Below are 22,701 nucleotides of genomic sequence, written 5' to 3' on the forward strand. Positions count from 1 at the left end.
ACGGACTAATTCAATATTTGGACGGGAGGTTTTGTTAATGAAACAGTCTTTGCTGCGCATATTGAACACGCTTTCACTTCTCGGAGTGCTTGTGGTGAATTGGCTTGCGGATGCGTTGCCTATCAACGGATTAACTACTGGGCAAATATCGGCTATGTATCCCGTACAGATTACACCAGCGCCTTATGCCTTTTCGATTTGGGGGCTGATTTATGCTCTGCTAATCGGTTTTGTCATCGTTCAATGGATGCCTAAGCTAAGGGAACGTGCAGAGGTGAAAAGTATCGGACCGTGGTTTGCGGTTAGCTGTTTGTTCAATGTGAGTTGGATTCTGGTGTGGCATTATTTATATATCACTACCTCTGTATTTGTGATGCTGGGCCTGGTGGTCTCCTTAATAGCCGTCTATTTATGTACAAGACCGTTCGGATGGTCGTCGGAGCCGTTGGTTCTATGGTTGCTACAAGTTCCATTCAGCATATATTTGGGCTGGATTTCTGTTGCAGCCATAGTTAATGCTGCAGCTGCTCTCTATGCGGCGCAATGGGACGGGTTCGGCATGTCCGGTACGGTGTGGACGGTGTTCTTAATACTTTTGGCATCGATTCTTACTCTTGCTGTGGGCTGGTTCTACACGGATCCTGCTTATGTTCTAGTACCTGTATGGGCGTTTATTGCCATAGGAGTAGCGAATCAAGGAAACAGCGCGATTGTTTATATGGGTGGGATTGCAGCCATTCTTCTGTTTGTTTTTGCCCTCTGTCTATTAGCAAGTAGAAAGCTCCAATGGAACAGGTCCGCTGTTGCGGGGTGAAGAGGTAGAGATTTGAGGGAAACTCGATTTTGTTTGATTGTTTACGTGCTCTTTTGACCTGAGATGCTTCCGCTTTAATAACACATGTTGAAGGCCGTGCCCTTGGGGGCATGGTCTTTTTGAATAATTTGCATGTTTTGGGGTGAGCGTAGCTTACCCCTTAAATTTTCTATGTCTTTGGGTTCATCTAACATGAAATCCGCTGACTAACGGAACGTCGATCCTCTATGGGTTGAAAACCCATCCCATTTCATGAAGTAGCGGAACTACGATGTGTTATTCCGACTTTTAATAGACTGAAATGCCATATTTACAACAAATAAGAGATCCTAGTTCCCTTTAGCTTGAATAATAACGTGAAAACAATGAAATAGCGCACCTCACTTCCGTCTAGCGAGTGATTGGCTGTACTAAAGGGGATGAAGGCACGCCAAAGCTTTAGCTTTGAAGGTACATATGGAATACTACGATGGGTAGGGCTGTGAATACCGGATGGAAGAACGATTAGGTAAGAAAAAAGGTGCAGGCCGCACCGCGTAGAACAAGAGGGGGAATCGGTATGGGGTGGAGAAACGTGAGTGTCCGCCCTATGGGGTTCGACTGATCACATGCAACGCCACAACGCGCGCTCGGGAGCCGCGCACGTTGGAAAGATACGTGTTCCTACCGCTACAAGCCTACCAATCCAATGAACACAATTTCAAGAGTGGTCGCGCGGATACCCACACCCGTTTCCTCCCCAGCACACCCACGTAGGAGGTTTAAACATAAAAGGACCGTCAATTTCCTGGCGATTTATTTTATAACATTAGCCAGAAAGTATAAGTTCGAACCGGAGGCTCACCTTTCTAATATTGCAAGAAAAACCACCGCTAAGACACGAATGTATCTCCTCGATAGTTTCGAGTAGAAAACTATGTTTGACCGAGCGTGGGAGATAGCGGTAGTGATGGTTAGCTGGAATTTCTGGAGTTAATTCTCCGTTTCATATCCCTATTAAGGAGCTTAACAGGAAAAGCTCCATCTATATACAGCGTCATTGAGTGAAAATGCCGTGGGTGATGAAATTAGCATGAGGTTTTCCCGTTACTTGACCCGTTGGACCGACTTTGCACTATAATAGCTGGAGGTTTTCCAGCTACTCATGGGTCCATTGCAAGGCGCCGCCGTGATTAAACCTTAGCAGGAAAAAAAGGATAACCACGCTGTCTGTGGAATACCATTAAGTTAATGTACAGCGAATAATCAAGTTTGTACTCGTTAACTTTTATAATAATATTTTACCGTTTTGAGGTGTTGAGCATGCCGGATTGGTCCTATCAAACATTATTTCGCCCTGTCTTGTTTCAACTGCCATCCAAGCTGGCACGTGATTTCACGTTGAATGCAATGGGTGCCCTAAGTCGGCTTCCAAGCGGAAGCTTTGTGATCCGGACGTTGGGACATATGGAAACCGAGCCTCTCTTGGAAACAAAGCTGTCGGGGATAACGCTAAAATATCCTGTAGGGCTATCAGGAGGCTTAGATACTCGGGGAACTGCACATAGAGCATTAGCGCAGTTCGGCTTCGGTTTTATCGAGATTGGGCCGATTACTATACAACTATCGGTTTCAGACCAACAAATCCTGCGTGATGTGGAGAAGGAAGCGATCCTCTACCCTGATGATAGCGTTAATGAAGGGCTTGACACCACTATACAAGCGATGCGAAAGAATCAGGGACATACACTTCCGCTAATGTTTCGCATTAGAAGCGCGCCTGGATTGCTGCCAGAGGAAGCACTGGAGGAGCAGCGGCTGCTTATGGAGAAGCTTTCGCCATATGCTTCCGCATTTTATATTGAGCTTCACAGCTGTACGAATGGAGCGGCAGAACAGACCGCCACATATTTAGAAGCGGTTTTGAGGCTTGGCGATTCGCTTTCAGACCCGAAGCCGATGCTTCTGTATATCCCGCTCGATTACCCCAACGAAGAGCTGCACATGTTGCTGAGCTTGCTCCGCATAGATAGATGGTGCGGGATCGTCATTGGGGACATGCGCAAAACGATAGAAGGGTATGTGACTGGAAAAGAGAGTAAACCGCTATGCATGGATAAGGTGGCTCTCATACGCCGATTATGGGGTCAACATCTGCCCGTTATTGCAACCGGAGGTATTCATGAGCCGCAGGATGCGCTTGACCTAAGACAGGCGGGAGCTACTTATGTCCAGCTGCACAGCGGCTTGGTGTATGCAGGTCCGGGACTTCCGAAACGGATCAATGAAGCTGTGATCTATGAGCAGATCAAAAATACGCAGCCGCCTGAAAGTCCATCCTTCTGGTTCAACTGGGGTTGGATGTGCCTGCTGGGAATCGGTATGATAATCGGCGGCTTGCTGGCCTGGATTATAGCGGCAACGAGTGTCGTCCTTCCTTACGATGTTTCTTTTCTTGGCATGGCTGTCTCCGCACTGGAAGAAGCCAATCCATTCGTGCTCCAATTCATGTCTCATGATCGGGTTACTTTAGCCGGAACGATGATATCCATTGGTGTCATGTACTTTCAGTTATCCCGACATGGTCTTCGCAAGGGGCTTCACTGGGCCAAAACAGCGCTGATGACCTCCTGTTTGTTCGGGTTCAGCAGTTTTTTTCTATATTTGGGGTATGGTTACTTTGATCCGCTTCATGCACTGGCTGCGGCTATTCTGCTGCCTATGTTCATACTGTCAATGCGAAGAAATGTGGAGCTGCCCTCCTATGATCCTCCGAATGTATTGAATAACCGGCTTTGGAAGCAAGCACAATGGGGGCAGCTGATGTTTGTTGTGCTGGGCTTCTCACTGGCTATCGGAGGTATAGTTATTGCCCTCGTTGGGATAACGAAGGTATTTGTCCCGCAGGATCTGGCCTATTTATGCGCCTCACCTGAAATGCTGCAAGCGATTAATGAAAGGCTGCTTCCTCTGATTGCACATGATAGGGCTGGCTTCGGCGGAGCGTTATTCGCCAGTGCTTTATCTATATTAACTGCGGCGCTATGGGGGGTGAACCAGGGCCGGCGCTGGTTGTGGTGGGCTTTTTTGATCGGCGGCATGCCCGGCTTTATTGCAGGCTTCAGTGTTCATTGGCATATTAACTATACAGATTTCATCCATCTTCTACCGGCCTATTTTGCCTTTCTAGTCTATTTAATTGGTTTGGTTTTACTGTATCCTTATTTGATGTATAAGCCGACAGACCAATAATCATACTGAAAAAAGAGCATCCTTCTACAGTAGGGAGAGATTATGTCTAAATCTCGTCCACGAGCAGGGTGCTTTTTGTATTATTTCGGACATAATAAAAAGCAGTTCTTGACAATGATAATGATAACCATTATCATTTAAAGTGTAAGGAACATTTGCAAGCAGTCATAACTAGCTTATGATGCTGGTTCCGTTAAAGCGGAACATGGAGTTGCTTACGATGCTGGTTTCGATATAGCGAAACCCTTAGGAGGAATGTACATGCCGGCGATTTTGGTAGTAGGGGCCGATCATTTAGGAAATATGCCAGAGCAATTAGCTAATATAGGTTTTGATGAGGTTATGCATATGTCAGGACGTAAATGCCAGATGGTTCGTAAAGGTATTCCCGACCGGATCAATGCCGTGCTGGTGCTGACCGACTATATCAATCACAATTTGACTAAAGTAATTAAACAACAAGCCAAGGAACAGGATGTTCCGATTTATTATGCCAAACGCTCCTGGTGTTCGGTTCAGAAAGCTTTATGCTCCTGCACAATGGAATGCGAATTAGCTAAAAATAACAAGCACTAAACGGCACGCTAATCATGTCCAAGCAGTAGTCCCATACCCTGAATAGGGCTGTACGGTCTGTCTGGACATGAGGTATAGGTATTACATAGAATAGACTTCCAACACATGTGAATGCTGGATGCTTGTTGAGGCGCTGCCTCATTTACTACAATAGCGCTTATTTCTGCATAAAAGAATGAGAACGGTATTGAAGAGGCGAAAATCCGGTAATCTTTTTAAACAATCTGCAAAAATACGAAAAATTAGGAATACCTACACTAACTCCAACTTGCTCAATTGGGGTTGTTTCTGTGTTTAACAGCCAGCATGCCTGACGGATCCGACGCGACATGAGGTAATCGGTGATACTGCTGCCGGTTTCGGAACTGAATAGATGAGAGACATGATGCTTGGATAAATGCAGTTCTTTGGCCAATATATCGAGATCAAAAGGAGCCGTATAATTCATTTCAATCCATTGCATGATTTTCTCGGAGTGACGTTCAGAACGGATGGGAGCGTTTTCTGTAAGTGCATTTTCATGCCATAATCTGCGGATTCGGTCTAATATTTGTATGGTCATCAGCGATGCAGCCTCGTAATACTCTGTGTCGGATTGGCTTAAGTGTTTGTCGAAGAAGTGACTGAGAATTTGCAGAATAAATGCTTCGTCGGATTCATCTGCGGTAATCACTTGATTAGTAAGAGTGCCTTTCCATAAATGCTCGAAAAATCGGTTTACGGCAGGGAACATTTTTATATAAGCTACCAAGACGGTAGGCTCAAATTTAAGCACGGAGCGTTCATAAGGACAATCTTTGCTCACTTCAAAATGTACCCTATGCAGCTGGAACGGCTGAAGGCACAGAATGCTGCCTGCTTCGAGGGTATACATCTTTTGATTTAATACCGCATGGCCCCGGCCACGATGAACGATCAGCAATTCGATGCCTTGATGGTAATGATAGAACCCTATGTACTCCTCGCAGTAATTTTTATATTGAAGATAAAACGGGTTTTTATCCAGCTGAAATTGCGCCAACAGCAAAATAACCGCATCCTCTCCCAATGATATAAAAACATCGCAACACAGTACTATTTTGACACAATCAAATATAACTGTACACCATTGAAATTTGTTATTCTATGAGTAACGCCGCTCCAGGCAGAAACGGTAATCCATTCCATTAGCACCATGTTGTGAAAGGACAGTATGGGGGAGCTGCGTTCACAATGATGTGATTATCCAAAAGGAGACGGATCGTATGACGACTACGGTACAGGATTTAGTAACGGATGCTGAGTACACTCGTATTTTGGATGGAGTTAACGATTTATTGAAGGAAACCTATCATATTCCCGATAGCAAATCGGCCTGGGTTTTAAATCAAAGCCACGACAGGGTAGATGATTATTTATTCGACTATTCATCCTATGTAGCCTTAGTTAAGGAGACACGTAATTATATACGGGATACGTTTGAAAACCAGTTTGAACAGAAGGTTCAGAAGGAGCAGGAACAGACGAAGCGGATGATTAATGATGCTGCAGCATGGCTTGCCTTCGAATGCGTCAAATGCTATTTTGAAAAGCGTTTATGGAAATAATAATCGAAAAAACCTCTCCTTCCGCTTTTTCCACGGGATGAGAGGTTTTTTTGTGCTTGTTTATTTGGGCAAGGGGATGCTCGCTTCCGCAAGCTTTTCCATGCTTCGGTTAAAAGCGGTGATAGCCAACGGCTGGGATGGATCAAGCTTGGAAAAATCAAGCTCCATCTCCCAAGGCAGCTCGTACGTTATGCCCAGTTGCTTTCCGTCCTGATAATAGGCGATGGCAAACGGATGCTTGCTCTGAGGCATCGATACATGGGTAAACACCGTATGCTTGCCCTGCAGCTTTGAAGCTTGGGACCATGGAATGTAGTTCACATTTTCATTGGTACGCGCACCCTCTTCAACGTGGCTCAAGAATAGGTCGTCTTGGATGGATCGCCTGTAGAGCAGGTCCGCAAAAGGGTTCTCTCCAAGATCGTAAACCGCATCCATCTTGCTGCGAATGGCACGTTCCTTGCCGAAGTTAAAATAAGTGATAGCTTTTACCCGAGGGTACATCCGGGCTAAATAACCATAGAGGTCCCCAAGCTGTCCTTCCGCCCAACGCTCATAGCTTTGGTTGGTCGTCAAATTATAATGCGAGACGGCTCCTTCCGAGATCATAATAGGTTTGCCGGGAAATTTGCCGCTTAGCGGTTGAAACGATTGAAGGAATCCGCTCTTGTCATTCACTGTATCCCCAGGGCCTCCAACTGCATAGAGTGAGTAGCCGATCCAATCAACGTACTCGTCACCAGGATAATAGTCATCGATATTGTCCATAGGCATGAAATTTGGCGACCAAACCATAACGACATTCGGCGCTTCTTCTTTCATAATTTTATGGATGAGGCGGAATTTCTCAATGTATTTCTTTGGATTACCGTGCCATGGCACCCAAGCTCCATTCATTTCCGAAGCGTAGCGAAGAAATACTGGAATACCGGATGCCTTGGCTTCTCGAGCGAAGGTTCTCACATATTCATCGTCTTGCACATCGTCCAGTCCATATCGAGGCTCCCAACCTATTTGTAAGGCGCCGCCCAATGCTTTTACCGTTTCAGCTGTTTTTACCGGGAAATAGGAGGTAGGGTTGGTTTGAACCTTCCTCCATCCAACATAGGATAAGTAAATCGCGTGCTTGCGCCCATAGACGGATTCAATGTTGTTCATATTAAACGCAACGCGTTTATCTGCCCCGAGCATACCTAAGTAAACACCGGATTGTGGTTCGAATTTGGCAGGCGTAGGGGACGCTGCTGATGGGACGCTAACGTAAGGCTCTAGCGTAACCGCCTGCAGTTCAGCCGCAGTTGGCTCGAAAGCAGTCGACGCTGCTGAGGAGGAATCGCGAGCCAAGTATTGATTGCTTAGCTGATCAGCAGCAATGGCTTGCTCCAGCTCATTTACGCTTCTATGATAAGCGGCTTTGCGGCTGACCAAATCGGCCGCTGCACGCCATTCGTTTTTACTCACCGTATCCGCCAGTTGTTGATCCCACCAAGCTAACGTTTGGGTAGCTGCACTAACCGCAATGGGTTCGGCTTCAATCAGTGGACTAATCAATGGAACCGAATCTTTATTTAGATGGGACTGTACAATGTACACAATATAAGCAGCAAACAAAGAGGCAACTAGCAGCGAGATTTTCCTCATTCGTACATTCCTCCGGCGGGTGATAGTTTCTTCACCATTATACCGTATAACATAAGCGGCGAATGCAGAAATATGAGGAAATAATCAGGTTCTGTTTGAAGAACGTTCTGCACGAATAAAAGCTATGAACTTTCTGGCATCCTCATGGCTTAGCTCGCGACCATCCAGTGTGAGAGTAAACTCTTCTAATAGGTGATCATCCGAAAATGCCAACCGTTTCACAAAGGTTTGGATATCTTTATTACTGAGAATGAAAATCCCCCTCTTTCCGATCCTTTTCATCGCTTGATATGACCCCCATTTGAGCAATATCTGATTGGTTTATTATGATACCTTATGTATCTCTAGAGCGCACAATCTTAGTTTTTTACGAATAATGATACTTTTTGTATCAATATATTCTCGCATGAAATGACTTGAATTTCAATCATTTTTCAAAAAAGTTAGGCAACTGACAAATGAAAAAAAGCTGATCCCTTTAGCAGGAACAGCCTCTTGTTTGGTTTTGTAAAAAGATAGTTAACCCATGGATCGTTCCGCACGAATAAATGCAATGAAACGTCGCGCTTCTTCTATAGTTAATGCTTTACCGTCAATAGTTAAATTGAATCTTTTCAAAATTTCCTGATCGGATAACTCCAGACTGTCAGTGAAAGCACTGGTTTCGAGGTACACAGACGCTTTGGGATCCTTGGTTCGACTCAATAAATAATCAACAGATACGTTGAAGAAGTTGGCCAGCTTTTGCGTTGTTTCATGGTCGGGCTCTCTGCGGTTATTTTCATAATGGGAAAGAGAGGCACGGGTAATTTCTAATTTGCGCGCTAGTTCTTCCTGAGTCAGCTTTTTTTCATTACGAAGCTCGACGATTCGATTACCGAAGTTCACGTTGTACCTCCTAACCTATAAGGTAATCTTATCACTAATTATACATTACTTTTTGCATTCTAATCAATAAACATGGAAACGTAATGGGGGAATTATGTCGATATATTAACTATCCCTTCTGTGGAAGCTTGACGAAACTACGGAAGGGTCCGAATGTTTGAGAGATATGGGTACTTGATTTGGAAAATAATACTCTATATAGAACTGTTGAGCAAACTGCAAGAAGTGGCTGTACATAAGGAAAAATGATGATTTAGGCTGATTTTTTCCTGATGAGATGGACAAATATGTATTTGTGAAAGGTTATAGTTTCGACAAAAATAATAGCAATTAAGTTTAAACCAATCCCATCAAGTGACACTTTTTTTTATGTGCGTTCGTTATAATAGTGTCTAAAAGATTCTTATCATTAAGTAATTCAAAGATGGAGAGTGGAGAAGCCAATGGAACGAACAAAGACGAGTCTAGATATCCGCTTAATTCTGAAGCAGCTTAATATTCCAATTGAAAAATATGAGCAGTGGAATCGCATGGATCATACTAGCAAGACAGAGCCGCTCTCACTACAATACCCTGATGCCTGGAATTCAACAGAGCCTTCGCTTCGCCGGCAGAAAGCCTGAGCTGCCAGCAGCTGCATCATGCCAAATAATATACATAATGCGAGTTGTCCTCTCATAGCTTCATAGTGTTATAGACAAAGCTTTGTCTTGAATGATATGATTGCACTGGACAACTCAATATTTTATTAAAAGAGGTGCTGTATGTAGACAGTTTTTTCTTCTACAGCTTAATAGGGAAGCCGGTGAGAATCCGGCACGGACCCGCCACTGTAAGAACACCGATTCGGATGAGTCGGTACATGTTCCGATAATGTTGCCACTGGAGCCCATCGGGCCAATAATCCGGGAAGGTAGTCGGAGGATGCTGTTCTAAGTCAGGAGACCTGCCTGCTTTGAAAACACTGTTGACCTACGAGGATTTGGGGAGGTGTTAGAAATCCGCTTACCTTTTGTAAATAAGGCACTGTTATCGTCTGGTGTTTTTTATGGTCTGCGATGCCCAAGCATTTCTAACACATATGTTGGAAATGCTTTTTTTGTCGTTTCTGAAAACGTTACAAGCTGATGTCCGTAGGTGCCGAGGGCTTATCTAAAATTAAGAAATTTGCAAGAACCTGAAGAAGGAGAGCGGAGTTTGGGCAGTATCTACATGAGCACCGGACTTCGAAGGTGAATGCAAGCTTTCTGAGATACTTCGTGAAGAAAAGGGGACTTATTGAACCGCCTCTAAAAGAAATAAAGATTTGCTGCCGGTGTGAATTTAAAAGACTTGTCAGTTCCAGATGATTATATAATTAAGGAAAGGATGTGTGTTGGATGGCGGGAAAATTGCTTATTATCGGCTTCGGGCCGGGAAGCTTTGAGCATATTACCAAACGGGCTCGTGAAGCGCTCCAGGAGAGCGAGGTAATTATTGGCTATAACACCTATGTGGACCTGATTCGCGGGCTGTTGACCGATCAGGCGATTGTCCGTACAGGGATGACTGAAGAGGTTAGCCGTGCTCAAGAGGCGGTAAGACAGGCGGAAGCGGGGAAAAAGGTTGCTGTAATCTCCAGTGGTGACGCAGGTGTGTACGGGATGGCCGGACTTGTGTATGAGGTGTTGATGGAACAAGGCTGGCGTAGAGAGGGCGGCGTTGAAGTTGAGATTATTCCGGGTATCTCAGCAATCAACTCCTCTGCTTCATTGCTCGGAGCACCTGTCATGCACGATGCCTGCACCATTAGTCTGAGCGATCACTTGACACCATGGGAGCTTATTGCGAAACGCGTCGATGCCGCAGGTCAGGCCGATTTCGTAATTGCTTTGTATAATCCGCGCAGCGGCAGGCGTACCCGGCAAATTGTAGAGACGCAGCGAATTTTGCTGAAGTACCGTTCGCCGGAAACACCTGTAGGGATTGTGAAAAGCGCCTACCGGGAGCGGGAGCATGTAGTGGTGACGAATTTGCGCGATATGCTTGATCATGATATCGGCATGCTCACTACGGTTATCATCGGGAACTCTTCTACCACAGTGTATGATGGATTGATGATTACACCGCGCGGATACCAGCGCAAGTATACTTTGGGAGCGGATGTACAGCCGCTCCGTCCGCATCAACGGCTGCAGCAGGAGGCGGAGCCTTGGGCGCTGAAGCAGTGGGATTCGGAGCCAGTCGATGACGGCGATGAGGACTGGGCCTTTGAGGAGGACGACGATGCCGATGAGGCAGAGGCGGTCGTTAAAGCGCCGGAGCGCGGAAGCGGTACGGTAGCGGCTGCTGCTGCGGGGCGTGAGGTCACGCCTGGTGGCGGGGGCGGTACGCTAGCGGTAAGCGCTGAGCCCGAGGCAGCGCCTGGACGCGGAAGCGGTGCGGTAGCGGTGGCTGCTGCGGAGCGTGAGGCCACGCTCGGTAGCGCAGGCGGTACGCTAGCGGTAGGGGCAGAGCGCGAGGCGGTGCCTGGACGCGGAAGCGGTTCAGCAGCTGCAACGCCGCTGCTGCTGGCGCTGGAGGCGCTGCAACTTGCGGCGCGCGGCAAGGGCGAAGCCGTGGACAGCAGCGTTGAAGCTGCGGCTGGGGGAGCTGCTGCGTTGGCCGGATTATTCCGGCAGCAGTCGATTTTTGAGCTGGCGGTTAGCCCGGGCGTAGCCGACAAGAAGTTTACAGCCAAGCAGATGATTACATTGGCTGATGTTGTAGGTGAGAAGGGGTCGATGGAATATACCCCGCATCATCAAATGATTTTGCGTATACCTACGGAAAATCCTGAGGAAATTACGGCAAGACTGCGCGGCGAAGGGTTTCTCTTGGCTCCAATCGGAGATGTGGCGCAAATTAAAGCTTGTGATTTTTGCAATGGAGAGAAGGGCGAGGCTATACCATATGCAGAATCACTGCAGCAAAAGCTCGGTGGCATGAAAGTGCCCAAGGAGCTGCGGATCGGGTTGAATGGCTGCGGAATGGCGTGCTATGGGGCTGTGAATGAAGATATCGGCATCGTATATCGCAAAGGGAAGTTCGACTTGTTCCTGGGGGGCAAAACCGTAGGCCGTAATGTACATCCTGCGCAACCTGTAGCGGAAGGAATTGATCCTGACCGTTTGGTGGAGACAATTGAGCGTATTGTACATCGGTTTATTAAAGAAGGACATCCCAACGAACGATTCCATAAATTTTTTAAACGAGCGAAGGAACTTGAAGGCTACCGTCATCAGGATATGCCTGCTTTTACAATAGAAAATGCGATTTGTGGGGATTAAAGCTAGCATGCAGTAACACGGGAGGAGTTTGCGGATGAACGCGGTATTATTTGTGGGACATGGAAGCAAGGATGCGGAGGGGAACGAGGAAATCCGTGTTTTTGTAAGATCAGTGGCTGAAGGACTTGAGAATTTGATGGTGGAGACTTGTTTCCTGGAGTTTGAATCTCCAACTATTATGCAAGGAATAGATAAATGCGTCAGACAAGGAGCGTCAAGGATAGCGGTTGTCCCTATCACATTATTTTCTGCGGGGCATGCCAAAATCCATATTCCTGCGGCGATAGACGATGCTAAATTGCGTTACCCGGCTATTGAATTTACATATGGCAGACCCATTGGAGTCCATCAGCAGGTGCTAGATATCCTCACTTCCAGACTTGAATCTGTAGGTCCTTTGAACGAACTTGGGCTTAATCAGGAGCAAGGTCTTGAGGAAACAGCTGTACTTGTAGTTGGCCGGGGCAGCAGTGACGCTGATGCAAACAGTGATTTGTTTAAAATCTCCCGACTATTTTGGGAAAAATTAAAGGTAAAATGGGTTGAAACGGCATTTATCGGGGTAACGGCTCCTTTAATGGATGAAGGTGTAGAGCGATGCTTGAAGCTGGGGGCGCGCAGAGTTATTATTTTACCTTATTTCTTATTCACAGGTGTATTAATTAAAAGGATGGAGAACATGTTAGAGCAGTACTCGGAGCGTTATCCTGAGCTCGAATTTGCACTGGCTGATTATTTCGGCTTTCATCCGACATTGAAAAATATTTTGCAGGAGAGAGCGCTTGAAGCTGTCCAGGGTGAGTCCAAAATGAACTGTGACATGTGCCAATATCGATTGGCAGCGATGGAGCATATCGATCATCACCATCATCATGACGATGACCATCACCACGATCATGGTCATGATCATAGTCACGACCACAGTCATGATCACAGTCACGACCACCACGGTCACGAGCACAGTCACGAGCACAGTCATGATCACGATCACGACCACAGTCATGATCACGACCACAAGCACGAGCACGGTCATGATCACAAGCATGATCATAGTCACGAGCACGGTCATGATCACGAGCACAGTCACGAGCACGGTCATGATCACGAGCACAGTCACGAGCATGGTCATAATCACAGTCACGAGCACAACCACAACCACGATCATGATCACAAACATGAGCATGTTCACGCACATGACTCCAGTAATAATAAATCAAAGTAATAATACGCTGTTTAAAAGCGATAAAACTGCATCTGTACTTAAATAATCGCAAGGAGGGACTTTCATGATACTGGTTATGGCCGGAACTAGTGATGCCCGCGAGTTGGCGTTGCGCATTCATCAGGCAGGCTATACTTTGCTGACTACTGTAGTAACTGACAGTGCTGCCAAATCGATGGAGGAAGCAGGCTTGCCGGTTCTCATCGGACGTCTGGCTGCCGAAGCTATTGCTGCATTGGTACGGGAGAAGGGAATCCGTACCATCGTTGACGCAACGCATCCATTTGCCGAAGAAGCGTCCAAAAATGCAATAGCCGCAGCTCAAGAAGCAGGAGTGCCGTACATCCGCTATGAGCGCGACCGTTTGACGATTGAAGGGCATCCGCTCATTACATTCGTAGATGATTATGAGCAAGCGGCAGAGCAGGCAGCAGCGCGTAAAGGCGTTGTTATGCTGACAACGGGTAGCAAGACGCTGCATATTTTTGCCAAGCGACTGCTCGGTCTGCCGGACACGACGTTGGTTGCGCGGATGCTTCCGCGCAGGGATAATATGGAGAAATGTGAAGAGCTCGGACTTGAGCAAAAAAATATAGTAGCAATGCAGGGGCCTTTTTCCAAGGAGCTGAATAAGGCGCTTTACTCACATTACAATGTGACATTGATGATAACAAAGGAAAGCGGAAAGGTCGGCGCGGTGGATGAAAAGCTGGAGTCGGCACTTGAGCTGGGGATTGAATCTATCATTATTGGGCGCCCGTCAGTGGAGTACGGTTTGCACTTTGGCGATTTCGACAGTGTAGTAAATAAATTAAACGAACTTCTACAGGAGGCGTAATATATGGATTTTGGTACGGAGTTTAAGCCATTGACGGTTCAACCGCAAGAGATTGAGGAGGAAAGCTTCCGTATGATTACGGACGAATTGGGCGAGCATCCTTTCACAGAGGAGCAGTACCCTGTCGTTCAGCGGGTTATTCATGCATCCGCAGATTTTGATCTGGGGCGCAGTCTCGTTTTCCATAGAGATGCTATTCAAGCGGGGATTCAAGCGGTTCGAGCTGGAAAACCCATTGTAGCAGACGTACAAATGGTACAGGTAGGTATTAGCAAGCCGCGTTTAGCCAAGTTTGGCGGGGACGTTAAGGTGTATATATCTGACCCTGATGTAATGGAAGAAGCTAAACGCCTGAATACGACGCGAGCTATCATTTCGATACGCAAAGCGATTCTTGAATCCGACGGCGCTATTTATGCAATCGGCAACGCACCGACAGCGCTGCTGGAGTTAATCCGCTTAGTTAAGGTAGGCGCTGCTAAGCCTGGCCTGGTGATCGGCGTTCCCGTTGGATTCGTATCTGCAGCGGAGTCGAAGGAAGAACTGGCTAAGCTGGACATTCCGTTTATTACGAATATCGGACGTAAAGGTGGCAGTCCGGTTGCCGTTGCAACGGTCAATGCGATTTCCTTAATGGCGGAACGGTTAGGGTAAACTGCTATGACAGCTGATAAAACGGGCAAGGCAGACAATCCGGATAAAGCTGGGAATATGGACTTAGCAATGGAGTCAGACAAGTCTTCAAATGAGGTAAGCAAACCAAGTAAGTCAGATAATGCAAGCGAATCAAAAAAGTTAGACGATGCAAGCGAACCAAGCGAATCAAAAAAGTCTGATAAGGCTGTAAACCCAAGAAAATCAAACCAAGCAGAAGATAGCGCAGCCAAAGAAGAGAAGCCGTTACGGCATGGTTATACAACAGGCTCCTGCGCGACGGCGGCGACGCAAGCGGCACTAACAGCATTAATCCTGCAGGAGAGCCAGCTGCATGCGACAATTCGAATACCGATTGGTGAGATTGTGACTTTCGAAATTGTTCGCTGTGAGTATGAAGCGGAGCGCGCAGAAGCAGAAATTATCAAGGATGGCGGCGATGACCCGGATGCAACACATAAAGCGAGAATTATTTCCGAGGTCAGCTGGCGTTCTGAGCCAGGCATCGAGCTTGATGGGGGAATCGGTGTAGGCCGAGTTACGAAGCCGGGGTTACCCGTGCCAGTCGGTGAAGCTGCCATTAACCCTGTACCGCGTAAAATGATTCGGCAAGCTACAGAAGCTGTACTTAACCAGTATGGGTTAGACAGGGGAGTTCGGGTTGTTATTTCCGTGCCGGATGGTGAGGAAATTGCCAAAAAGACATTGAATGGAAGACTTGGAATTCTTGGTGGGATTTCGATCCTTGGTACAAGAGGCACTGTGGTGCCTTTTTCCACTTCTGCCTATAAAGCAAGCGTCGCCCAAGCTATTCGTGTCGCGGTTACTTGCGGATGCAGTCATTTGGTGCTGTCTACAGGTGGTCGTACTGAGAAGTATGGGATGGACATGTACCCGGATTTATCAGAGGAAGCGTTTGTCGAGATGGGGGATTTTATTGGTTTTGCTCTTCAGCAAGCGAGAAGACAAGGAATCCGAAAAGTTACTCTGGTTGGAATGATGGGGAAATTCTCGAAGGTAGCACAGGGCGTTATGATGGTGCATAGTAAAAGCGCGCCCATAGACTTCGGTTTCCTGGCGCAGGTTGCAACAGAAGCAGGGGCATCCCAAGAGCAAGCAGACGCCATTCTGGGCGCCAATACTGCCGCATTGGTTGGCGATTGGATGCAGGAATGGGGCTACAGCGACTTTTTTGAGCTCCTGTGTACCTATTGCTGTGACGCTGGCCTGCGGGAAGTCGGAGGCGGCATGGAAATCGAAACCGTAATTATTTCCATGAAGGCCAACTTGTTGGGAAGCGCACGAATTGAAGCCTGACCAACGAAATATTGCAAGTGAATGGGGTTCGACTGACCGCCATGCAATGCCGCAATGCGCACCTGGGATTCTCGCGCGTTGGAAAATACTCCTGGGCTGGTTATAAGAGACCTGCTTGAGCTGGTGAGGGATTGGAACAGTCGGCGAGGTGATTTATGATGGGAATTTTTGGGTGCTGCTCGGAATCGGAAAAGTAACAGGAATAAAAGTAACAGAAAAAAAAGTAACAGGAAAACCTCCTGCTATTTCAGATAGATTTCCCATAGATAGAAGATTAGCTGGAAAACGTCCTGGTAATTTTCTACTTTTATAGAGAAATGACTGAAATTGATGCAATTAGAGGGAGCTTTTCCAGCTAAACAGATAATGAAGCGTAAAACAGCTGAAATAGCTGCATGTTTTCCTGTTAATTTGTCTGAGATCGGTGTCCGGGATCGGTCATAAAGCGATAAAGTGTTTGTAGTGGATTGGGGGGAATGGACAGGATGAATCAACAGTACGTGCCGGGTGGTGGCAAGGCAAGTAACAGTAAGCCAAAGGTCATAGGCATCGGAGATAACGGCCGAGACAGCTTGCTGCCGCTGTATCTCGATTGGATAGCACAAAGCGAGGTGCTTGTAGGCGGGGAGCGTCAGCTCGAATTTTTTCCTGAGTATCAGGGAGAGAAGGTAGTGCTGAAGGGCGGCTTGAAAGAGCTCGCATCCCAACTAAAGGCAGGAGCGGAGCAGGGGCGAAGAACGGTTGTGTTAGCTTCAGGTGATCCGTTATTTTATGGAATAGGCGGGTATTTGAGCTCCAAGCTTGAGGTTGAAGTGTACCCTAATTTGAGCTCGATTCAATTGGCTTTTGCACGTATGGGTGAAAGCTGGCAGGATGCTGAGCTCATCAGTGTTCATGGGCGAAGCATCAAGGGGCTGGCTCAGCGTATAGATGGGAAACGGAAGGTAGCTTTATTAACCGACGACACTAATAATCCTGCGGCTATTGCAGCTTATTTGCTTTCTTTTGGGATGACGGAATATGAGGTTTTTGTTGCAGAAAATTTGGATGGTTCTGAAGAACGCACCGGCTGGTACGGATTGCAGGAGCTGGCAGCCATGGCAGCGGGGGCCTTCTCCTCATTAAATGTGGTCATTCTTAAACATAAAGCCGATGCAGCCTCCACGCTGCCAGATTGGCCGCTTGGGATTGATGACGAGCTGTTTGCGCAGCGCAAGCCGGATAAAGGCTTAATCACGAAAAAAGAAATCCGTGTGCTGAGTATTGCGCAGCTGGGGCTTCGGCCGAATAGTATCGTATGGGACATCGGCACCTGCACAGGCTCGGTTGCTATTGAGGCAGCGAGAATTGCGCGTCAGGGTGAAGTGTATGCCATTGAGAAAAATGAAGGCGACCTACAAAATTGCTTGGAAAATATGCATCGTTTTCGTACGGATATCACAGCTGTTCAGGGGCGTGCACCTCAAGGGCTGGAAGCTTTTCCAGACCCGAATGCCGTGTTCATTGGCGGCAGCGGAGGGGAAATGAAAGAGCTGCTTCACGTATGCTGCAGTCGATTGCAGCCTGGCGGCAGAATTGTGCTGAATGCGGCAACTATAGAAAATTTATATGAAGCAAACCGGACGTTCGCTGAGGAAGGCTTTGCTACAAGCATTACTTTGGCGCAAATATCGCGCAGCAAACCTATTTTGGATATGACCCGATTCGAAGGCTTGAATCCTATTTATATTATAACGGCACAGCATAAAAAGCCCGACAGCAGTACGACTGGGGAAAAGGAGACTAAAGCAGGTGAGTAATTTAGGTGTTTTATATGGTTTGGGCGTTGGTCCAGGCGACCCGGAATTGATTACTGTCAAAGCTTTTAGAATTTTGAAGGAATCGCCAGTGATTGCCTACCCTCGCAAAAAAAAGGGAGCCAAGAGCTACGCGCTCGCTATTACGGAGCTTTATGTAAATACGGAAGAAAAGACAATGATCGGACTGACCTTCCCGATGACCAGAGATCGCGAAGCCTTGGAGATGCAGTGGAATAAGACAGTGGATTCCGTCTGGGAGCATATTCGGCAGGGGAAGAACGTTGCTTTTGTAACCGAAGGCGATCCGATGATATACAGCACATTTATTCATTTGATGCGGCTTATGAAGGAGCGTCATCCGGAGGTGGATATAATTTCCATACCGGGTATCTCCTCGATCAATGCGTCTGCATCCCGTTTGGGCATCCCGATGGCTGATGGCGATGAGCAGATTGCCATTGTCCCTGCAACGGATGATTATGACACGATGCGGCATGCGATTGAGTCTCATGATTGTATTGTTTTCATCAAGGTAGCCAAGGTAATCGATCTGATGATACGGGTGCTAAGTGATCTTGGTTTGGTGGACAAAGCAGCGGTGCTGACGAAGGTTACCTCCTCGGAGGAAGAGATTTGGCGCAATATTATGGAGCTTAAGGGTCGTGAGCTGGAATATCTTACGTTAATGGTGGTGAGAAAATAATGAAAATTTATATTATAGGTGCGGGTCCGGGGGATCCTGATTTGATTACGGTAAAAGGTCTTCGTATTTTGCAGGAGGCTGACGTTGTGTTGTATACGGATTCGTTGGTGAATGAGGAGCTGATCGCCAAGGCTAAACCTGAGGCTGAAATTTTGAAAAGCGCAGGGATGGATCTGGAGGAAATGGTCCGGGTGATGGTGGATCGCGTCAAGGAAGGCAAAATGGTGGCGAGAGTTCACACGGGGGATCCTGCTGTGTTCGGGGCGATCATGGAGCAGATTGCTCTTTTGAAAAAGGAAGGCATCGGCTACGAAATCATTCCAGGTGTGAGCTCGGTATTCGCCTCGGCAGCGGCTGTTGGTGCGGAGCTGACTATTCCGGAATTAACCCAGACGCTGATTCTAACCCGTGCGGAAGGCCGGACACCGGTACCTGAGCTAGAGAAGCTGAAGGACCTGGCTGCGCATCACTGCACAATTGCGTTATTTCTAAGTGCAACCTTGACGAGGAAGGTTGTTACCGAGCTGACAGATGCTGGATGGAGCGAGAATACGCCGGTTGCTGTCGTACAGCGGGCGACTTGGCCGGATCAGCTTATTATACGTACAACGCTTGCAAATCTCGAGAAAGATATGAAGGAGAACGGCATTCGCTCTCATGCTATGATTTTGGCAGGCTGGGCGCTTGATCCTGAAATTCACAGCAACGAGGAATACCGCTCCAAGCTGTATGATAAGGAATTTACTCACCGCTTCCGCAGAGGGGTGAAACCATGATTACGCTGAGCGAAGGCGTCATGCCATCTATTGAACAACGCGGCGATTATGCGATTATTGCTATTACCAAGCACGGTGTCGAGATGGCAAGAAAGCTGCAAAGCTCCTTCTCTCATTCGGATTTATATTATATGTCTAAATTCGAGCGTGGAGATGAAGCGGCTCGCGGCATTCAAATGTTCGAGGGAAGCGTGCGAATGTTATTTCCTGCGTTATTTCCATCTTATAAAGGTCTTATTATCATTATTTCATTGGGTGCGGTTATCCGTATGATTGCTCCTTTACTGGAGGATAAAAAGAAAGATCCCGGCATCGTAGTCATCGACGATAAAGGAGAGCATGTAATCAGCGTGTTGTCCGGACATTTGGGCGGTGCCAATGAGCTGACACGTGAGGTGGCAGCTGCCCTTGATGCCCGAGCGGTCATTACAACGGCTTCTGATGTGCAAGGGACCATTGCCGTTGATTTGTTCGGACGCCGCTTCGGCTGGGTGTGGGAATCGGCGGATAAGCTGACTCCGGTTAGCGCATCCGTCGTCAACGAGGAGCAGGTTGCCGTCGTGCAGGAGTCAGGCGAAACCGGCTGGTGGCTTTATAATACGCCGCTGCCTGCGAATATCCATGTCTACGCATCGGTAGCCGAGGCGATTGCCTCACAGCCGAAGGCAGCGCTAGTGGTCACACATCGGGTGCTGACCCCTGATGAGGAAGCGATCCTCGCCAACGGTGTGCTGTATCGGCCGAAGGTGCTTGCCCTTGGCGTAGGCTGCAACCGCGGTACATCCGCCGAGGAGATCGAAGCTGTGATTACGGAAACGCTGGCGGAGCTGAAGTTTTCGCTGAGCAGCGTGAAGGCGCTCTGCACAATCGACCTGAAAAAGGACGAGGAGGGTCTGCTCGCGGTCGTACAAAAGTATGGCTGGGTGTTCGAAACTTATACGCCGGAGCAGCTGAACGAGGTGCCTATCGATGACCCATCAGAAACCGTGTATAAATTCACCGGTGCGTACGCGGTAAGTGAGCCCGCTGCAAAGCTTTACTCCGGTGTTTCAACGCTTGCGCTTGTTAAGAAAAAATCCGGCAATGTCACGGTTTCCGTTGCTGTCATTCCGTTTACTTAAGGGAATAAGAAGCCGATTTATTGAATAAAGGGTAAAGGATATATCTTTAATTAAGCTCTTATAAGGAGAATCCAATGACTGTAAGAAAAATGGTAATCGCCGGAACAGGCAGCGGTGTTGGTAAAACTACGCTGACCATCGGGCTGATGGCAGCGCTTCGCAGTATGGGTCATCAGGTGCAGGGCTTCAAATGCGGGCCCGATTATATCGACCCGACTTACCATACTGCGGTTACCGGCCGCATCTCACGCAATCTCGACAGCTATATGCTGTCTCACGATATAGTAAAAGAGCTGTACACGAGAGCCAGCCTTGATGCAGATATTTCGATAATTGAAGGCGTTATGGGCTTCTATGATGGTAAAAATCCGAAAACCAATGAAGGCAGTACGGCGGAAATCAGCATGCAGCTGGAGGCTCCTGTGCTGCTGGTGGTCAACTGCCAGAGCATGGCGCGGAGCGCCGCTGCTATTGTCAAAGGGTTCCAGGTACTGGAACCCCGCGCACGTATCGTTGGCGTCATAGCCAACCGATGCGGAAGTGAAAGCCACTTCCGCATCGTCCGCGACGCCATAGAGCAGGAATGTGGAATCCCTGTAGTGGGATTCCTGCTGCGCAATGACGACATCCAGATGCCCGAGCGGCATCTGGGTCTTGTCCCATCGGTGGAACGCGGAGAGCTGCAGCCGTTCTTTGATCGGCTGTCTGCGCTTATCACCGCTACTATCGATGTGCAGCGAATCTGGGAGCTGGCGGAATCCCCAGCCGTTAGTCTGCCTGATGTAGATGCAGGCAGCTCCAGCTTGTTCCGTCATCGGGGCAGTCAGGCAATCAAGATTGCCATAGCGAAAGATTCAGCTTTCAATTTCTATTATCAAGAAAATATTGAATTGTTGGAAGCGTACGGCGCTGAATGTGTCTTTTTCTCTCCATTAGCCGGAGAATCACTGCCCGAAGGCGTTCATGGCCTATACTTAGGCGGCGGCTTTCCTGAGGAATTTGCTGATCGTTTAACAGCAGATGAAACCGTCAAGGAGTCGATCCGCAGCGCAATCCAGCGAGGGCTTCCAACACTAGCCGAATGCGGCGGCTTCATGTACCTCACGGAAGCTATCGAGGACACCAAGGGTCAGAGCTTCCCCATGCTGGGAATTGTCCCTGGCTTTGTGCGAATGCAGTCCAAATTAGCGGCACTTGGATATCGTGATATCACCGGCACGGAAGGAAACTTCCTGCTGGGGCCAGCAGATAAAGCAAAAGGGCATGAGTTTCACTACTCCACTTATCATCCGCTGCCAAATACCGAGAATCCATATGCCTATGAGACTAAGGGAATGCGTGGAGCTAAGCAGGAAGGCTACCGCAATGAACAAGGCAATCTTATAGCGGGCTATACGCATATTCATTTTGCCTCGGAGCCTGAGCTGGTGCAGCGATGGGTTACTAAATGTCTGGACTACAAAGCGAATCGTTAAATCTTTTATACAAAAAGGAGTTATAGCCCATGTCTGTTATAAAAATTTTGCAGCAGCGCAGAGCTGTCAGAAATGTTCAGCCGGTTGAAGTAGAAGAGGAGAAAATTCATGCTCTTCTTGAAGCGGCTACACTTGCGCCGAACGATCGACTTCGTGAGCCTTGGCATTTTTATATCATCCGTGGAGATTCGAAGCTTCGTTACGAAGCTCTGGCATTACAATATTTGGAGGAACGTTTCCCTACAAAACCGAATCTGGTGAAGGAATCGTTGAAGGTGTTAACGGCTACGCCTTTGGTTATTGTGGTTACCTCGGATGTTATTCCGAATGACAGTGCCTCATCCAAGGATAATGAGTATGCCACAGCTTGTGCGATTCATTCGATGTGGCTCGCTGCAGGAGAGCTGGGGCTTGGGCTCGTATGGAGAACCCGTGGAATAGGTCTTGTTCATGATGAACGTATGCATCAGTTTATCGGCTCGCCTGAAAATAAGCAGGTAGTGGGTACTCTGTTTATCGGCTATCCGGCTGATGAAGCAGCAGCCACTGCCAGAACACCTCATCGTGATAAAATGACTTTTTTATAATATTAAAGTATAAGTTTGAACCGGAGGTTCACCTTTCTAATATTGCAAGAAAAGCAACCGATAAGACACGAATGTATCTTCTTCAAGAGAGCTTCGAATAAAAGCTTTTCTTATAATACTTCCAATCGATCCAGAAAGAGGAGCAGGCAAGAAACCTGTCCCTCT

At 47.5% G+C, this 22,701-nt stretch carries 20 protein-coding genes and 1 riboswitch; of the genes, 16 read left to right on the forward strand and 4 right to left on the reverse strand.

Annotated elements, in window-relative coordinates; translation table 11 throughout:
- The first annotated feature begins 37 nt into the window (after nucleotides 1–37).
- The 3 genes from NV381_RS09095 to NV381_RS09105 all read left to right on the forward strand — a co-directional run bounded on the left by NV381_RS09095 (nucleotide 38) and on the right by NV381_RS09105 (nucleotide 4,621).
- A complete protein-coding gene (locus NV381_RS09095; RefSeq protein WP_258212958.1) occupies nucleotides 38–814 on the forward strand; it encodes a hypothetical protein in 777 nt (258 codons plus the stop codon).
- Nucleotides 815–2,116: 1,302 nt separating this feature from the next.
- Nucleotides 2,117–4,045, forward strand: coding sequence for a hypothetical protein (locus NV381_RS09100; protein WP_258212959.1), 1,929 nt, complete (start codon nucleotides 2,117–2,119; stop codon nucleotides 4,043–4,045).
- A 261-nt stretch (nucleotides 4,046–4,306) separates the two neighbouring features.
- Entirely contained in the window at nucleotides 4,307–4,621 is a 315-nt protein-coding gene (locus tag NV381_RS09105) for a DUF2325 domain-containing protein (RefSeq protein ID WP_258212960.1), read from the forward strand.
- Nucleotides 4,622–4,778: 157 nt separating this feature from the next.
- Here the strand turns inward: NV381_RS09105 and NV381_RS09110 are convergent, their stop codons facing one another.
- Nucleotides 4,779–5,648 carry an AraC family transcriptional regulator gene (locus NV381_RS09110; protein WP_258212961.1) on the reverse strand — a complete coding sequence of 290 codons (870 nt, stop codon included), beginning with the start codon at nucleotides 5,646–5,648 and terminating at the stop codon, nucleotides 4,779–4,781.
- Nucleotides 5,649–5,865: 217 nt separating this feature from the next.
- On the opposite strand from NV381_RS09110, the gene NV381_RS09115 reads away from it, so the two are divergent.
- The gene (locus NV381_RS09115; RefSeq protein ID WP_258212962.1) at nucleotides 5,866–6,207 is read left to right on the forward strand and encodes a hypothetical protein; all 342 of its coding nucleotides are present in this window, start codon (nucleotides 5,866–5,868) and stop codon (nucleotides 6,205–6,207) included.
- Between the two features lie 60 nt (nucleotides 6,208–6,267).
- Here the strand turns inward: NV381_RS09115 and NV381_RS09120 are convergent, their stop codons facing one another.
- The 3 genes from NV381_RS09120 to NV381_RS09130 all read right to left on the reverse strand — a co-directional run bounded on the left by NV381_RS09120 (nucleotide 6,268) and on the right by NV381_RS09130 (nucleotide 8,736).
- A complete protein-coding gene (locus tag NV381_RS09120) occupies nucleotides 6,268–7,848 on the reverse strand; it encodes a glycoside hydrolase family 26 protein (protein WP_258212963.1) in 1,581 nt (526 codons plus the stop codon).
- An 84-nt stretch (nucleotides 7,849–7,932) separates the two neighbouring features.
- The gene (locus NV381_RS09125; RefSeq protein ID WP_258212964.1) at nucleotides 7,933–8,130 is read right to left on the reverse strand and encodes a hypothetical protein; all 198 of its coding nucleotides are present in this window, start codon (nucleotides 8,128–8,130) and stop codon (nucleotides 7,933–7,935) included.
- Between the two features lie 237 nt (nucleotides 8,131–8,367).
- Nucleotides 8,368–8,736, reverse strand: a complete 369-nt coding sequence (locus tag NV381_RS09130) for a helix-turn-helix domain-containing protein (RefSeq protein WP_258212965.1) — start codon at nucleotides 8,734–8,736, stop codon at nucleotides 8,368–8,370.
- Between the two features lie 443 nt (nucleotides 8,737–9,179).
- On the opposite strand from NV381_RS09130, the gene NV381_RS09135 reads away from it, so the two are divergent.
- The 12 genes from NV381_RS09135 (at nucleotide 9,180) to NV381_RS09190 (ending at nucleotide 22,536) form a co-directional block, all read left to right on the forward strand.
- Nucleotides 9,180–9,359 carry a hypothetical protein gene (locus NV381_RS09135; protein WP_258212966.1) on the forward strand — a complete coding sequence of 60 codons (180 nt, stop codon included), beginning with the start codon at nucleotides 9,180–9,182 and terminating at the stop codon, nucleotides 9,357–9,359.
- A 115-nt stretch (nucleotides 9,360–9,474) separates the two neighbouring features.
- A riboswitch (cobalamin riboswitch) is annotated at nucleotides 9,475–9,705 on the forward strand.
- A 410-nt stretch (nucleotides 9,706–10,115) separates the two neighbouring features.
- Nucleotides 10,116–12,044: a precorrin-3B C(17)-methyltransferase gene (cobJ, locus tag NV381_RS09140; RefSeq protein WP_258212967.1), complete on the forward strand. Its 1,929-nt coding sequence runs from the start codon at nucleotides 10,116–10,118 to the stop codon at nucleotides 12,042–12,044.
- 34 nt (nucleotides 12,045–12,078) lie between these two features.
- Nucleotides 12,079–13,266 (forward strand): sirohydrochlorin chelatase, encoded by a 1,188-nt coding sequence (locus tag NV381_RS09145; RefSeq protein ID WP_258212968.1) that lies wholly within the window; start codon nucleotides 12,079–12,081, stop codon nucleotides 13,264–13,266.
- 64 nt (nucleotides 13,267–13,330) lie between these two features.
- Nucleotides 13,331–14,104: a precorrin-6A reductase gene (gene cobK, locus NV381_RS09150; protein ID WP_258212969.1), complete on the forward strand. Its 774-nt coding sequence runs from the start codon at nucleotides 13,331–13,333 to the stop codon at nucleotides 14,102–14,104.
- Nucleotides 14,105–14,107: 3 nt separating this feature from the next.
- A complete protein-coding gene (locus tag NV381_RS09155) occupies nucleotides 14,108–14,758 on the forward strand; it encodes a precorrin-8X methylmutase (RefSeq protein ID WP_258212970.1) in 651 nt (216 codons plus the stop codon).
- 6 nt (nucleotides 14,759–14,764) lie between these two features.
- The gene (locus NV381_RS09160) at nucleotides 14,765–16,075 is read left to right on the forward strand and encodes a cobalt-precorrin-5B (C(1))-methyltransferase (RefSeq protein ID WP_258212971.1); all 1,311 of its coding nucleotides are present in this window, start codon (nucleotides 14,765–14,767) and stop codon (nucleotides 16,073–16,075) included.
- A 485-nt stretch (nucleotides 16,076–16,560) separates the two neighbouring features.
- Nucleotides 16,561–17,874 carry a precorrin-6y C5,15-methyltransferase (decarboxylating) subunit CbiE gene (gene cbiE / locus NV381_RS09165; protein ID WP_258212972.1) on the forward strand — a complete coding sequence of 438 codons (1,314 nt, stop codon included), beginning with the start codon at nucleotides 16,561–16,563 and terminating at the stop codon, nucleotides 17,872–17,874.
- Nucleotides 17,867–18,577, forward strand: a complete 711-nt coding sequence (cobI, locus tag NV381_RS09170) for a precorrin-2 C(20)-methyltransferase (RefSeq protein ID WP_258212973.1) — start codon at nucleotides 17,867–17,869, stop codon at nucleotides 18,575–18,577. Before cbiE ends, cobI begins: the two co-directional genes overlap by 8 nt.
- On the forward strand, nucleotides 18,577–19,353 hold the full coding sequence (gene cobM, locus NV381_RS09175) for a precorrin-4 C(11)-methyltransferase (protein WP_258212974.1): 777 nt from the start codon (nucleotides 18,577–18,579) through the stop codon (nucleotides 19,351–19,353). Before cobI ends, cobM begins: the two co-directional genes overlap by 1 nt.
- Nucleotides 19,350–20,474, forward strand: a complete 1,125-nt coding sequence (locus NV381_RS09180; protein WP_258212975.1) for a cobalt-precorrin 5A hydrolase — start codon at nucleotides 19,350–19,352, stop codon at nucleotides 20,472–20,474. The genes cobM and NV381_RS09180 overlap by 4 nt, the downstream gene beginning before the upstream one ends.
- 74 nt (nucleotides 20,475–20,548) lie before the next feature.
- Nucleotides 20,549–21,949: a cobyrinate a,c-diamide synthase gene (locus NV381_RS09185; RefSeq protein ID WP_258212976.1), complete on the forward strand. Its 1,401-nt coding sequence runs from the start codon at nucleotides 20,549–20,551 to the stop codon at nucleotides 21,947–21,949.
- Between the two features lie 29 nt (nucleotides 21,950–21,978).
- On the forward strand, nucleotides 21,979–22,536 hold the full coding sequence (locus NV381_RS09190; RefSeq protein WP_258212977.1) for a nitroreductase family protein: 558 nt from the start codon (nucleotides 21,979–21,981) through the stop codon (nucleotides 22,534–22,536).
- Nucleotides 22,537–22,701 lie beyond the last annotated feature (165 nt).

It is taken from the genome of Paenibacillus radicis (ex Xue et al. 2023) (assembly GCF_024722015.1).
In the GTDB taxonomy this organism is placed as follows: domain Bacteria; phylum Bacillota; class Bacilli; order Paenibacillales; family NBRC-103111; genus Paenibacillus_S.

Excerpts from the sequence above, each read along its gene's own strand:
- cobM (WP_258212974.1), top strand. The coding sequence starts at position 18,577 with ATGAAAATTTATATTATAGGTGCGGGTCCGGGGGATCCTGATTTGATT.
- NV381_RS09180 (WP_258212975.1), top strand. The coding sequence starts at position 19,350 with ATGATTACGCTGAGCGAAGGCGTCATGCCATCTATTGAACAACGCGGC.
- NV381_RS09155 (WP_258212970.1), top strand. The coding sequence starts at position 14,108 with ATGGATTTTGGTACGGAGTTTAAGCCATTGACGGTTCAACCGCAAGAG.
- NV381_RS09105 (WP_258212960.1), top strand. The coding sequence starts at position 4,307 with ATGCCGGCGATTTTGGTAGTAGGGGCCGATCATTTAGGAAATATGCCA.
- cobJ (WP_258212967.1), top strand. The coding sequence starts at position 10,116 with ATGGCGGGAAAATTGCTTATTATCGGCTTCGGGCCGGGAAGCTTTGAG.
- cobK (WP_258212969.1), top strand. The coding sequence starts at position 13,331 with ATGATACTGGTTATGGCCGGAACTAGTGATGCCCGCGAGTTGGCGTTG.
- NV381_RS09135 (WP_258212966.1), top strand. The coding sequence starts at position 9,180 with ATGGAACGAACAAAGACGAGTCTAGATATCCGCTTAATTCTGAAGCAG.
- NV381_RS09125 (WP_258212964.1), bottom strand. The coding sequence starts at position 8,130 with ATGAAAAGGATCGGAAAGAGGGGGATTTTCATTCTCAGTAATAAAGAT.
- NV381_RS09160 (WP_258212971.1), top strand. The coding sequence starts at position 14,765 with ATGACAGCTGATAAAACGGGCAAGGCAGACAATCCGGATAAAGCTGGG.
- NV381_RS09190 (WP_258212977.1), top strand. The coding sequence starts at position 21,979 with ATGTCTGTTATAAAAATTTTGCAGCAGCGCAGAGCTGTCAGAAATGTT.
- cbiE (WP_258212972.1), top strand. The coding sequence starts at position 16,561 with ATGAATCAACAGTACGTGCCGGGTGGTGGCAAGGCAAGTAACAGTAAG.
- NV381_RS09185 (WP_258212976.1), top strand. The coding sequence starts at position 20,549 with ATGACTGTAAGAAAAATGGTAATCGCCGGAACAGGCAGCGGTGTTGGT.
- NV381_RS09095 (WP_258212958.1), top strand. The coding sequence starts at position 38 with ATGAAACAGTCTTTGCTGCGCATATTGAACACGCTTTCACTTCTCGGA.
- NV381_RS09120 (WP_258212963.1), bottom strand. The coding sequence starts at position 7,848 with ATGAGGAAAATCTCGCTGCTAGTTGCCTCTTTGTTTGCTGCTTATATT.
- NV381_RS09145 (WP_258212968.1), top strand. The coding sequence starts at position 12,079 with ATGAACGCGGTATTATTTGTGGGACATGGAAGCAAGGATGCGGAGGGG.
- NV381_RS09115 (WP_258212962.1), top strand. The coding sequence starts at position 5,866 with ATGACGACTACGGTACAGGATTTAGTAACGGATGCTGAGTACACTCGT.
- NV381_RS09100 (WP_258212959.1), top strand. The coding sequence starts at position 2,117 with ATGCCGGATTGGTCCTATCAAACATTATTTCGCCCTGTCTTGTTTCAA.